Below are 11,544 nucleotides of genomic sequence, written 5' to 3'. Positions count from 1 at the left end.
TCATTGCAACGGGTGTGCCAGGTCTGGGTGCCACCGGCCAAATCTCTAAAAGATTGTTGATTTAATTGAAAAATATTCCTTGAACCACGTTGATGGATGCCATCGACTCAGAATTGGTCACGCTCAGAACTAGAATATTTGCCAGTTATCTATTCATAAAACTATGTCCAAAAGAACCGTCGTCATCGGATTCCTCGGCACCCAGCTCGACAGCGGGCGCGGTGCGGGGCGTTGGGAGAAGTGGCGCCCCACGGTGTCGCTGGTGCAGCATGAAGACACGGTGGTGGACCGGCTGGAGCTGCTCTACACCCGGCCGCACGAGGCACTGGCGCTGGTGATCCAGCAGGACATCGCAACCATGTCGCCCGACACCGAGGTGCGGTTGGTGGCGCTGGACATGGCCGACCCCTGGGACTTTGGCGAGGTCTATGGCGTGCTGTACGACTGGGTGAAGCAGTACCCCTTCCAGCCCGAGAAGGAGCGCTACTGGACGCACATCACCACCGGCACCCACGTGGCGCAGATCTGCATGTTCCTGCTGACCGAAACGCGGCTGATCCCCGGCGTGCTGCTGCAGACCTCGCCGCCCAAGCGGCAGAACCGCGAAAACCCCGGCAGCTATGCGCTGATCGACCTCGACCTGTCCCGCTACGACGGCCTGGCGCAGCGTTTTGACCAGGCGCAGCGCGACGCCCTCGATTTCCTCAAGAGCGGCATCGCCACGCGCAACGCCCACTTCAATGCACTGATCGAAGAGATCGAGCGTGTGGCGCTGCGGTCCAAAGCGCCCATCTTGCTGACCGGACCGACGGGCGCGGGCAAGTCGCACCTGGCGCGCCGCATGTACGAGCTGAAGAAGTCGCGCCACCAGGTGCAGGGGGATTTCGTGGAGGTGAACTGCGCCACCCTGCGCGGCGACAGCGCGGCGTCCACGCTGTTCGGGCACAAAAAGGGCGCCTTCACCGGCGCCGCGACGGACCGTGCGGGCCTGCTGCGCACGGCGCACCAGGGTGTGCTGTTTCTCGATGAAATCGGCGAGTTGGGCCAGGATGAGCAGGCCATGCTGCTCAAGGCGGTGGAAGAGAAGCGGTTCCTGCCGATGGGCAGCGATCGTGAAGTCAGCAGCGACTTTCAGCTGATCGCGGGCACGAACCGGGATTTGCGGATTGACGTGGCGCAGGGGCGCTTCCGGGAAGACCTGTTCGCGCGTGTCAATCTCTGGTCGTACACCCTGCCCGGCCTGGCGCTGCGCCCGGAGGACATCGAGCCCAATGTCGAGCACCTGCTCACGCGCGCGGCGGCCGAGACCGGCCGGGCCGTGCGGTTCAACGCCGAAGCGCGGGCGCGGTATCTGCAGTTCGCCCGGTCCGGCGACGCGCTCTGGAGCGGCAACTTCCGCGACCTCTCGGCCAGCGTGACGCGCCTGGCCACGCTGGCCGACGGCGGGCGGATTTCGGCCAGCCTGGTCGATGCCGAGATTCAGCGCCTGCAATGGCTCTGGCAGAGAGCCGGCACGGCAAGCCCTTCCAGCGCTGGCGTGGATGTCGATGCGCTGTTGCCGGCGGAGGCGGCCAGCCGCCTGGACCTCTTCGATCGCATGCAGCTGGAATCGGTCGTCCGCGTCTGCCGCGCGTCACAGACCTTGTCGGACGCGGGTCGAAAGCTGTTTGGCCACACGCGCACGCAGCGCACCGTGATCAACGACGCGGACCGGCTGCGCAAGTACCTGCTCAAGTTCGGTCTGAGCTGGGACGCCGTGGCCCGCCACACGGGGTGACCGCTGGCGCGTGTGTCAGTCGGGCAGGAAAAGCCCTTGCAGATCGCTGAGAAAATCAAAACCCCGCACGGTGGGCCGCACGCAACCATGCTCCAGCACCACCAGGCCCTGCTGCTGCGCGCGGTCGAGCCCGGCCTGGATGGACGACAGGGGCAGGCCGGTGCGTTCCGCGAACTGCGCCAGCTCGAACCCGTGGCGCAGGCGCAGCGCGTTGAGCATGTATTCAAACGGCAGGTCGCGGCGCGCCACTTCGTCCACGCTCACCACCGCGTCTCCCGCGCGCGCCTTGTCCATGTACAGCCGTGGTTCGCGGGCACGCACCTGGCGCACCACGCGGTGGGCGAAGCTGAGTTTGCTGTGCGCTCCCGCGCCAATGCCCAGGTAGTCGCCAAACTGCCAGTAGTTCAGGTTGTGCCAGCAGCGGTGGCCCGCTCGCGCGTAGGCCGACACCTCGTAGCGCTCCAGCCCCTGCGCCGCGGTGAGCTCGGTGATGCGGTCGAGCATGGCATAGGCGTCATCGTCGGGCGGCAGCGTCGGCGGGAACTTGGCGAAGTAGGTGTTGGGTTCGAGCGTGAGGTGGTAGATGGAGATGTGCGGCGGCTGGAACGACAGCGCGGTGCGGATGTCGGCCTCGCAGTCGGCCAGTGTCTGGCCCGGCAGCGCGTACATGATGTCGAGGTTGAAGGTGTCGAAGGCCAGCGCCGCCTCTTCCACCGCGGCGATGGCCTGGGCGCGGTCGTGCACCCGGCCCAGCGCTTTCAGGTGCGCGTCGTTGAAGCTCTGCACCCCGATCGACAGGCGGGTCACACCGGCTTCGCGGAACGCGCGGAAGCGGTCTTTCTCGAAGGTGCCCGGGTTGGCTTCGAGCGTGATTTCGGCGTCGGCGTCCAGCCGCAGCAAGGCGCGCACATCGCCCAGCAGGCGGTCAATGGCCTCGGGTGAAAACAGGCTGGGCGTGCCGCCACCAATGAACACGCTGTGCACCGCACGACCCCAGATCAGCGGCAAGGCGGCTTCCAGATCGGCGCGCAACGCGTCCAGGTAGGCCTGTTCGGGCAGGGCCTTTCCGGGTTCGCTGGTGGCGCTCCATTCGTGCGAGTTGAAGTCGCAGTACGGGCACTTCTTCAGACACCAGGGCAGGTGGATGTAGAGCGAAAGCGGCGGCAGGCCCTGCAGCTGCAACGTGCCCGGGCGCATCCAGTGGCGGATGTCGCTCCAGTGTGGGCCTTCCGGCGCGGTGCCGTCGGCTGCGCCGGGCAGCGCCACCCGAACCTCTCTGGGTGTGCTCACTGGACGACCCTCCGCGCTGCGCACTGCGGGGCTGAGCGCCTTCGGAGCGGCCGGGCGGCGCTCATGTCTCTGCCCGGGGCGCGAACCAGCGTTCACGCATCAGTTCCAGCATCTGCTGCGCGGCCTTGCCGCGGTGGCTGTTGGCGTTCTTCTTTTCGTTGCTCAGCTGGGCGAAGGTGCAACCGAACTGCGGCAGATACATCACCGGATCGAAACCAAAACCGTTGTCACCGATGGGCTCGCGAGTGATCAGCCCCGGCGCCCGGCCGCTGGCCACCAGCGGTTCGGGGTCGTCGGCGCTGCGCACCGCCACCAGGGTGCTGACCAGGGCCGCGCGGCGGTCGTGCACGTCGGCCATCTGCTCCAGCAAGGCGCGCACATTGTTGGCGTCGCCCTTCTCGTAGCCGAATTGCGTGGCGTAGTAGGCGGTGTCCACGCCCGGCAAACCACCGAAGGCTTCCACGCACAGACCCGCATCATCGGCCAGCGCGGGCAGGCCGCTGACCCGCGCGGCATGGCGCGCCTTGGCCAGGGCGTTCTCGATGAAGGTGCGGTGCGGCTCGGGCGCCTCCGGAATGCCCAGCTCGGACTGGCGCACCAGCTCCACGCCCAGCGGCGCAAACAAGGCCTGCAGCTCGGCGAGCTTGCCTTGATTGTTGGACGCGAGGACGAGTTTCATCGAGGGCTCTCAGACCAGGCCAAGGCTCTGCTTCTGCAGCATCACCAGTTCGGCCACACCCTTCTCGGCCAGTGCCAGCAAGGCGTCCATTTCCTGGCGGCTGAAGGCCGCACCCTCGGCCGTGCCCTGCACTTCCACGAAGTGACCGGCGCCGGTCATCACCACGTTCATGTCGGTGTCGCAGGCCGAGTCTTCCACGTACTCCAGGTCCAGCAACGGCGTGCCCTGCAGGATGCCGACCGAGATGGCGGCCACGTGGTCCTTGATCGGCGAAGCGGCGATCTTGCCTTCGGCCAGCAACTGGGTCACCGCGTCGTGCGCGGCCACGAAGGCACCGGTGATGCTTGCGGTGCGGGTGCCGCCGTCGGCCTGCAACACATCGCAGTCCAGCGAAATGGTGCGTTCGCCCAGCGCCTTGAGATCAAACACCGAACGCAGCGAGCGGCCGATCAGGCGCTGGATTTCCTGCGTGCGCCCGCTCTGCTTGCCCTTCGCGGCCTCGCGATCGCTGCGGGTGTGGGTGGCGCGCGGCAACATACCGTATTCGGCCGTGACCCAGCCTTCGCCACTGCCGCGTTTGTGCGGCGGCACTTTTTCTTCCACCGAGGCGGTGCACAGCACCTTGGTGTCACCAAACTCGATCAACACCGAACCTTCGGCGTGGATGGTGAAACCCCGGGTTATGCGCACCGGGCGCAGGGCGTCGGCGGCCCGCTGGCCGGGTCGAATGAAATCTGTCATGGGAACCTCAGAAAATCGGTGGTCTGTATTGTCGGGGAGGGGGCAGCCGGAGCGCCAAGGGATCCAACCCGGAACGCGGAGGAACCGGCTTCGCCGGGCCTCTCGCGTTGCCCCCTGGGGGGTGACGCCGCAGGCGGCGCGGGGGGTCAAGAATTTCTTTCAGCCGTGCGCCGGATCGCCTCGTTGATTTCGGCGATCGATTTCTCGATCTCCTCGTCATCCATGTCTTCGATGGTCGGATCGGCCACGCCCGACTGGATGGTGGAGGCGAACACGCCGTCCTCAATGTCTTCGGTGGACACGCGCGTGGTCTGGAATTCGTCGGGCGTCTCCCACTCCATGGCCAGCACAGTCACGTTGTCACAACGCGGCCCGCCACGCTTGAGCGCCAGTTCCACCAGCTCGGGGACCGCCTGTTCCAGCGAGTTCTTCGAGAGCTCGGACACGATCTCGGAGTCTTTGACCGTGCCCCAGAGGCCATCGGAACACAGCAGCACCCGGTCCCCCTGCTGCAGCTGCAGCGCGCCCGACAGGTCGTACACCGGTTTGGCCGGAGAGCCCAGGCAGGTGAAAAGAATGTTGCGGTTGATGTGCTCGGTGGCCTTGCCCAGATGAGCCTGCTGCTCCATGTACGAGTGGTCGCGCGTGCGGGTGAGTAGCTCGCCGTCGCGCACGATGTACAGGCGCGAGTCACCGCAGTGGATCCAGTTCATCTGGTTGCGTTCCAGCACCGCGGCCACCAGGGTGGTGCGCGGCGTGTCGAGCATGCCCTTTTCCGCTGCGTAGCGAATGATCTGGTGGTGCGCCGCCATCAGCGCGCTGGAGAGGAACTCCGGCACTTCGCGCACCGTCGGGTTGGCCGTCTTCTGGAAGTAGGCCGAAAAGGTCTGCAGCGCCAATTGGGCGGCCATGGCCCCTTCCGGATGCCCACCCATGCCATCGGCCAGCACCAGCAAGCCGGACTCGCGCGTGTAGGCGTAGCCCATGCGGTCTTCGTTGCGCTCACGACCACCCTGCCGGCTGATCTGGTAAACCGAAAACTTCATCGGAACTTGGTCCCGGCGTCGGTCGACTTGCGCGGCGATTTCTTGGAGTCGGACACGATGTTGTCGAACTGCAGCCGCATTTTTTCGGCCACGGTCAGCTTGGTGTAGCTGCGCTCGGTCTCGCGGCTGAGTTCTTTCTGCAGTGCAAACACCGACTGCGGACGCGAGAGCGGATCGAGCGACATGCACCATTCGACCACCTCGATCAGGTTGTCGGAATACACACCGCGCAGACGGGACAGCGCCAGCGACAGACGGTCTTTTTCGAGCCGCTGGGGTGCGTCGTTGGGCGGATAGCCCTGCATGCTGGCGTAGATGCAGGCGCCGATGGCATAGATGTCGGTCCACGGCCCCATGCTGGAGTCACGCCGGTACATCTCGGGCGCGGCAAAACCGGGCGTGTACATGGGCCGGATGAAATTGCCTTCCTTGCTCAGCACCTCGCGCGCCGCGCCAAAGTCGATCAACACCGCGCGGTTGTCGTCGGTCACGAAGATGTTGGCCGGCTTGATGTCGAGGTGCAGCATCTTGTGCTGGTGCACGATGCGCAGGCCACGCAGCACCTCGTCGTACAGCGAACGGATGGTGGACTCGCGAAACACCTTCTGTTTCTTGAGGTCCCGCGCGGTGATGATGAACTCCTGCAGGGACGAGCCCTCCAGGTAGTTCATGACCATGTAGACGGTCTCGTTCTCGCGGAAGAAATTGAGCACGCTGACCACCGAGGCGTGCGAGATCTGGGCCAATGCCCGACCTTCTTCAAAAAAACTCTTGAGGCCCAGCCGGTACAGCGACAGCTTCTCGGGCTGCACCTGGGGCAGCAACTCGCCCGGGCCACGCGTGGCGAGTGACGACGGCAGGTATTCCTTGACGGCCACTTGCTGGCCTTCGGTGTCCACCGCGAGGTACACCACACCAAATCCACCGGCCGCCAGCTTGCGAACAATACGGTAGCCACCGATCACGGTGTCCGGCGGCAGCGGGGCTGGTTTGACCTTTGACATAATTCGGATGGGTTCCGGAACGCCTCGTTTTGGACCACTCAACCTGATGGGACACAGTTCAATGGCAGTTTACAGCATGACCGGCTACGCCACGGCCCAGACTGGCGGGCCTGCAGGCGCAAACGCCGGCGAACCTGCCCGCGAGAGCACGCCCGGCCTGGGCCTCGAAATCCGCTCGGTCAACAGCCGCTTTCTCGACCTCACTTTCAAGCTCCCGGACGAGTTGCGAGGCACCGAACCCGCGCTGCGCGAATTGCTGGGCTCCAGGCTCAAGCGTGGCAAGGTCGAGGTGCGGGCCTGGATCGAAGGCAAGACCGACACCGGCCCACGTGCACCCTCGGTCCAGGAACTGCAGAAACTCGTGAGCCTGCAAGACAACGTGCGGGCCTGGTTGCCCACGGCGACCCCCCTGACCGTGGCCGACGTCCTGCAGCTTACATCGCGCCAGACCGCCGTTCCGGGGGAACTTCACGAAGCCCTGATCGCCCTGGGACACGAGGGCCTGGCCGGTCTGGTGGCGGCGCGTGAGCGTGAAGGCGAGCGCCTGGCCAGCATGCTACTGGACCGCCTGACACAGCTGCGCCAGCTCGCCCAGGACGCCCAGCCCCTGATTCCCCAACTGGTCGCCCAGCAGCGCCAGCGCTTCATCGACCGCTGGAACGAGGCGCTGGGTGCCGGCGCCGCGTCGGGAACGCTGGGCAATGCCGTCACCAACGACATGGCGCGCGACCGCGCCCTGACCGAGGCCACCGCCTTCGCGATCCGCATCGACGTGGCCGAGGAACTGACGCGGCTGGACTCGCACCTGAGCGAAATCGAGCGCCTGCTGGCCAAGGGCAACGGCATCGGCAAACGGCTGGACTTCCTGATCCAGGAACTGCACCGCGAAGCCAATACCATGGGCTCCAAGTCATCGAGCCTGGAGCTCACGCGCATCTCGGTCGACATGAAGGTGCTCATTGAACAGATGCGCGAGCAAGTGCAGAACATCGAGTAAGCATGGAATACCCAGGAAACCTGTTTGTCGTCGCGGCCCCCAGCGGGGCCGGCAAGTCCAGCCTCGTGAAGGCGCTGATGGAGCTGGACTCGCGTGTCGTGCCCTCCATCTCGCACACCACCCGTCCGCCCAGAGGCCAGGAACTGCACGGTCGCGAGTACTACTTCGTGGCCAAGGAAACCTTCGACCAGATGGTCATTCAGGGCGCGTTCCTGGAATGGGCCATGGTGCACGGCAACCGCTATGGCACATCCAAACAAGCCATCGAACAACGCATGGCCCAGGGGGCGGACGTGGTGCTGGAGATCGATTTCCAGGGCGCCATCCAGGTCAAACGCATCTTCCCGAACGCTGTGCTGATCTTCATCCTGCCGCCCAGCTGGGAAGAATTGCGCTCGCGGCTGGAGCGGCGCGCCGAAGACAGCGCCGAGGTCATCGAAGTCCGGCTGCAGAACGCCGCCCACGAGATGACGCACGCCAAAGAATTCGACTTCGTTATAATCAACGAGTTGTTCGAGCGGGCCCTGTTTGACCTCAAGGCCATCGTCCATGCCCAGCGGCTCAAGTTCGCCGCCCAGCGTATCGCCCGCAGCGATACCTTTCAGGCGCTCAACATCCACTGATTCACCGCACACTACCGAGGCCCGCACATGGCACGCATCACCGTCGAAGATTGTCTGGAAAAGATCCCCAACCGCTTTCAACTCGTGCTGGCCGCCACCTACCGTGCGCGCATGCTCAGCCAGGGCCACGCGCCCAAGATCGAGAGCAAGAACAAGCCCGGCGTGACCGCGCTGCGCGAAATCGCCGACGGCAAGATCGGTCTGGAAATGCTCAAAAAGGTCCCGCTCTGATCCGTCAGGCGCCCGAAAAAACCCGCATGCTGCGGGTTTTTTTTCGCCTGAACCCACCTCAAGCTGCGCCGATGTTCGGCACCAACGCCCCGGCATCCTGACCAGCCCGGTGCGCGGCAGTGAACGCCAGCATGCGATCGATGGGCAGCCGGGCGCGCGGAATCAGCGCCGGGTCCACGTGGATCTGGTTCAGGCCCTTTTCCAGCACCTGCGCCACGCCGGCCAGGCCGTTCATGGCCATCCAGGGGCAGTGCGCGCAGCTCTTGCAGGTGGCGCTGTTGCCGGCGGTGGGCGCTTCGATGAACACCTTGCCGGGGTTCTGCTGGCGCAGCATGTGCATCATGCCGTTGTCGGTGGCGACAATGAACTCGTTCGCGTCCAGCTCGCGCGCGGCCTTCAGGATGGCCGAGGTGGAACCCACGGCGTCGGCCAGCGCCACCACGTCGGCCGGGCTTTCCGGGTGCACCAGCACCTTGGCCTTCGGGTGTTCCTTTTTCAGCGCTTCAAGCTCAAAGGCCTTGAACTCGTCATGCACGATGCACGAGCCGTTCCACATCAGCATGTCGGCACCGGTTTCGCGCTGGATGTAGCCACCCAGGTGCTTGTCGGGTGCCCACAGGATCTTGTGCCCCTTGTCCTTGAGCGCTTTGACGATATCCAGCGCGCAACTGGAGGTCACAAGCCAGTCGGATCGCGCCTTCACCGCCGCACTGGTGTTGGCGTAGACCACCACGGTGCGGTCCGGGTGGGCGTCGCAGAAGGCGCTGAATTCGTCGATCGGGCAGCCCAGGTCGAGCGAGCAGTTTGCGTCCAGATCGGGCATGAGCACGGTCTTTTCCGGGCTCAGGATCTTGGCCGTCTCGCCCATGAAGCGCACACCCGAGACCACCAGTGTCTGAGCCGCATGGTCGCGACCAAAGCGCGCCATTTCCAGCGAGTCGCTCACGATGCCGCCGGTCTCGACGGCCAGGTCCTGCAGGTCGGGGTGCACGTAGTAGTGCGACACCATCACCGCGTTGCGCTCCTGGAGCAGGCGGCGGATCTTGTCCTTGAGCTCGGCGCGCTGCTTCGGACCGGGTTCCACCGGCACTCGCGCCCAGGCGTGTTTCGTCGGGCAGGCCGGCTGTTCGTATTCGACGTCGATGATGGCTGGGTTGCTCATGAACAGGACTCCTGGATGTGCCGCCATCCGCGGCACATGAATTGATTAAATCACTCGACTCCTCTCCGGTGCGGGATGTCATCTCTCAGGGCACCGCGGAGCCGGCTTTGCCGGTCCGCCAGTGCCGCCCCCTTGAGGGGGTCGCGCACAGCGCGGCAGGGGTGGGTTAAGTCATCCGCATGGAGAAGTCAATGGCTTTGACGTCTTTGGTCAATGCCCCGATGGAGATGCGGTCCACTCCGGTTTCTGCAAGGGCCCGCACCGTCTGCAGACTCACGCCACCCGAGATTTCCAGGATGGCCCGGCCCGCGTTGCGCCGCACGGCTTCCTGCAGGGTGGGGATGTCCATGTTGTCGAGCAAGACCATCTTGGCGCCGCAGGCCAGTGCTTCGTCCAGCTGCGCCAGGGTCTCGACCTCGATCTCGACAAAACGCGCCTGGGGTGCCATTTCCTGCACACGCTTCAACACGGCCGCCACGCCACCTGCGGCGGCAATGTGGTTTTCCTTGATCAGTACCGCGTCGTAGAGACCGATGCGGTGGTTCACGCCGCCGCCGGTCCTGACCGCGTACTTTTGCGCCAGGCGCAGTCCCGGGATGGTCTTTCGCGTGTCCACAATGGCCGCGCGCGTACCCTGGACGGCATCGACGAACACCGCCGTCTTCGTGGCCACGGCCGAGAGCAACTGCAGGAAGTTGAGCGCGGTGCGCTCGGCGGTCAGCAAGGCCTGGGCACGGCCCTCGATCTCCAGCACCACCTGGTCGGCCACGCAGCGCTGACCCTCGGCCACATGCCAGGTCAGACGGGCCTTGGGGTCGCAGGCCAGCACGGCCGCTTCCACCCAGGGTGCGCCACAGATCACGGCCGACTCGCGCGCGAGGATGCGTGCGCGTGCGCCATGCGCGCAGTCCACCAGAGCCGCGGTGAGGTCGCCCGAGCCCACGTCTTCGGCCAGCGCGCGAACCACGTCAGCGCGGGCCAGTTCGGCCAGATCGGAGGCCGTGAATTCAGAGAGGTGTTTCATGGGTCGCAAGCATAACGGGATCGCATATAGTGCCTCCCATCCAAAGCCCACGCAAAGGGGACCCTCATGAGTTCAGCGAAATCCGCCGCCCCGACCAGCGGCACACCCTACGGCACCCTGCCTTCGGCCTCGCCCATGCCCCAGCGCAAACCGGTGAGCCTGCCGCGCCTGCAGGAAATGCGTGAGCGCGGCGAGAAGATCACCATGCTCACCGCCTACGACGCCACTTTCGCCGCCGTGGCCGATGCCGCGGGCGTGGAATGCATCCTGGTGGGCGATTCGCTGGGCATGGTCTGCCAGGGGCTGTCCAGCACGGCGGGCGTCACGCTGGAAACCATGCGCTACCACACCGAAAGCGTGGTGCGTGGCCTGCAGCGCGTGCAGGCCACGGCCTGGGTGCTGGGAGATCTGCCGTTTGGCAGCTACCACGAGAGCAAAGAACAAGCCCTGCGCAGCGCCGCCGTGTTGATGCACGCCGGCGCCCACATGGTCAAGCTCGAAGGCGGTGGCTGGACCGCTGAGACCGTGCGTTTTCTGGTCGAGCGCGGCATCCCCGTCTGTGCGCATCTGGGCCTCACGCCGCAAACCGTGCACGCGCTCGGCGGCTACCGCGTGCAAGGGCGCGGCGACGCCGCCGGGCTGCAGCTCAAACGCCACGCGCTGGAACTGCAGGACGCGGGCGCGGCCATGCTGGTACTGGAGATGGTGCCCGCAGCCCTATCGCTCGAAATCACCCACCAGCTCAAGACCTGCCACACCATCGGCATCGGGGCCGGCAAAGGTACGGCGGGCCAGGTGCTGGTGATGCACGACATGCTGGGCATCAACCTGGGCAAGAACCCCAAATTCGTGCGCAATTTCATGGAAGGCCAGGCCAGCGTGCGCGAAGCCATGGCCGCCTATGTGGCGGCGGTGAAAGACGGCAGCTTCCCCGACGACGCACTGCACGCCTGGTGAACAAGACCCTCCC

12 protein-coding genes are annotated in these 11,544 nt (G+C 65.3%); 5 read left to right on the top strand and 7 right to left on the bottom strand.

Annotated features, from left to right (window positions below):
* Positions 1 to 163 precede the first annotated feature (163 nt).
* Complete coding sequence (gene rtcR, locus HTA01S_RS12790) at positions 164 to 1,777, top strand: RNA repair transcriptional activator RtcR (RefSeq protein ID WP_068171969.1); 1,614 nt, start codon at positions 164 to 166, stop codon at positions 1,775 to 1,777.
* 15 nt (positions 1,778 to 1,792) lie between these two features.
* Here the strand turns inward: rtcR and hemW are convergent, their stop codons facing one another.
* From hemW to HTA01S_RS12765, 5 genes are all read right to left on the bottom strand, one after another.
* Positions 1,793 to 2,974: a radical SAM family heme chaperone HemW gene (hemW, locus tag HTA01S_RS12785; protein WP_084236085.1), complete on the bottom strand. Its 1,182-nt coding sequence runs from the start codon at positions 2,972 to 2,974 to the stop codon at positions 1,793 to 1,795.
* Between the two features lie 154 nt (positions 2,975 to 3,128).
* Positions 3,129 to 3,746, bottom strand: a complete 618-nt coding sequence (rdgB, locus tag HTA01S_RS12780; RefSeq protein WP_068171964.1) for an RdgB/HAM1 family non-canonical purine NTP pyrophosphatase — start codon at positions 3,744 to 3,746, stop codon at positions 3,129 to 3,131.
* Between the two features lie 9 nt (positions 3,747 to 3,755).
* Positions 3,756 to 4,487 carry a ribonuclease PH gene (gene rph, locus HTA01S_RS12775; protein ID WP_068171961.1) on the bottom strand — a complete coding sequence of 244 codons (732 nt, stop codon included), beginning with the start codon at positions 4,485 to 4,487 and terminating at the stop codon, positions 3,756 to 3,758.
* Between the two features lie 146 nt (positions 4,488 to 4,633).
* Positions 4,634 to 5,533, bottom strand: a complete 900-nt coding sequence (locus HTA01S_RS12770; RefSeq protein WP_068171958.1) for a PP2C family protein-serine/threonine phosphatase — start codon at positions 5,531 to 5,533, stop codon at positions 4,634 to 4,636.
* Complete coding sequence (locus HTA01S_RS12765; protein ID WP_068171956.1) at positions 5,530 to 6,537, bottom strand: serine/threonine protein kinase; 1,008 nt, start codon at positions 6,535 to 6,537, stop codon at positions 5,530 to 5,532. Before HTA01S_RS12765 ends, HTA01S_RS12770 begins: the two co-directional genes overlap by 4 nt.
* A gap of 61 nt (positions 6,538 to 6,598) precedes the next feature.
* Here HTA01S_RS12765 and HTA01S_RS12760 point away from each other — a divergent pair, with 61 nt between their 5' ends.
* The 3 genes from HTA01S_RS12760 to rpoZ are packed head-to-tail and all read left to right on the top strand — an operon-like array spanning position 6,599 to position 8,388.
* Positions 6,599 to 7,534 carry a YicC/YloC family endoribonuclease gene (locus HTA01S_RS12760; protein ID WP_068171954.1) on the top strand — a complete coding sequence of 312 codons (936 nt, stop codon included), beginning with the start codon at positions 6,599 to 6,601 and terminating at the stop codon, positions 7,532 to 7,534.
* Positions 7,535 to 7,536: 2 nt separating this feature from the next.
* Positions 7,537 to 8,157 (top strand): guanylate kinase, encoded by a 621-nt coding sequence (gmk, locus tag HTA01S_RS12755; RefSeq protein ID WP_068171951.1) that lies wholly within the window; start codon positions 7,537 to 7,539, stop codon positions 8,155 to 8,157.
* A gap of 27 nt (positions 8,158 to 8,184) precedes the next feature.
* Entirely contained in the window at positions 8,185 to 8,388 is a 204-nt protein-coding gene (rpoZ, locus tag HTA01S_RS12750; RefSeq protein WP_068171949.1) for a DNA-directed RNA polymerase subunit omega, read from the top strand.
* A gap of 58 nt (positions 8,389 to 8,446) precedes the next feature.
* Here the strand turns inward: rpoZ and nadA are convergent, their stop codons facing one another.
* Together nadA and nadC are read right to left on the bottom strand one after the other, a co-directional pair.
* Positions 8,447 to 9,550, bottom strand: coding sequence for a quinolinate synthase NadA (gene nadA, locus HTA01S_RS12745; RefSeq protein WP_068171947.1), 1,104 nt, complete (start codon positions 9,548 to 9,550; stop codon positions 8,447 to 8,449).
* 166 nt (positions 9,551 to 9,716) lie between these two features.
* A complete protein-coding gene (gene nadC / locus HTA01S_RS12740) occupies positions 9,717 to 10,574 on the bottom strand; it encodes a carboxylating nicotinate-nucleotide diphosphorylase (RefSeq protein ID WP_068171945.1) in 858 nt (285 codons plus the stop codon).
* 66 nt (positions 10,575 to 10,640) lie between these two features.
* Here nadC and panB point away from each other — a divergent pair, with 66 nt between their 5' ends.
* Entirely contained in the window at positions 10,641 to 11,531 is an 891-nt protein-coding gene (panB, locus tag HTA01S_RS12735) for a 3-methyl-2-oxobutanoate hydroxymethyltransferase (protein WP_068171942.1), read from the top strand.
* The last annotated feature ends 13 nt before the right edge of the window (positions 11,532 to 11,544 follow it).

The sequence above is a fragment of the Hydrogenophaga taeniospiralis CCUG 15921 genome, assembly GCF_001592305.1.
Lineage (GTDB): Bacteria > Pseudomonadota > Gammaproteobacteria > Burkholderiales > Burkholderiaceae_C > Hydrogenophaga > Hydrogenophaga taeniospiralis.
Note: the sequence above shows the minus strand (reverse complement) of the source record. Positions and strands in the feature narration are given on the sequence as shown.

Excerpts from the sequence above, each read along its gene's own strand:
- HTA01S_RS12765 (WP_068171956.1), bottom strand. The coding sequence starts at position 6,537 with ATGTCAAAGGTCAAACCAGCCCCGCTGCCGCCGGACACCGTGATCGGT.
- nadC (WP_068171945.1), bottom strand. The coding sequence starts at position 10,574 with ATGAAACACCTCTCTGAATTCACGGCCTCCGATCTGGCCGAACTGGCC.
- HTA01S_RS12770 (WP_068171958.1), bottom strand. The coding sequence starts at position 5,533 with ATGAAGTTTTCGGTTTACCAGATCAGCCGGCAGGGTGGTCGTGAGCGC.
- nadA (WP_068171947.1), bottom strand. The coding sequence starts at position 9,550 with ATGAGCAACCCAGCCATCATCGACGTCGAATACGAACAGCCGGCCTGC.
- HTA01S_RS12760 (WP_068171954.1), top strand. The coding sequence starts at position 6,599 with ATGGCAGTTTACAGCATGACCGGCTACGCCACGGCCCAGACTGGCGGG.
- panB (WP_068171942.1), top strand. The coding sequence starts at position 10,641 with ATGAGTTCAGCGAAATCCGCCGCCCCGACCAGCGGCACACCCTACGGC.
- gmk (WP_068171951.1), top strand. The coding sequence starts at position 7,537 with ATGGAATACCCAGGAAACCTGTTTGTCGTCGCGGCCCCCAGCGGGGCC.
- rpoZ (WP_068171949.1), top strand. The coding sequence starts at position 8,185 with ATGGCACGCATCACCGTCGAAGATTGTCTGGAAAAGATCCCCAACCGC.
- rph (WP_068171961.1), bottom strand. The coding sequence starts at position 4,487 with ATGACAGATTTCATTCGACCCGGCCAGCGGGCCGCCGACGCCCTGCGC.
- hemW (WP_084236085.1), bottom strand. The coding sequence starts at position 2,974 with ATGCGCCCGGGCACGTTGCAGCTGCAGGGCCTGCCGCCGCTTTCGCTC.
- rdgB (WP_068171964.1), bottom strand. The coding sequence starts at position 3,746 with ATGAAACTCGTCCTCGCGTCCAACAATCAAGGCAAGCTCGCCGAGCTG.
- rtcR (WP_068171969.1), top strand. The coding sequence starts at position 164 with ATGTCCAAAAGAACCGTCGTCATCGGATTCCTCGGCACCCAGCTCGAC.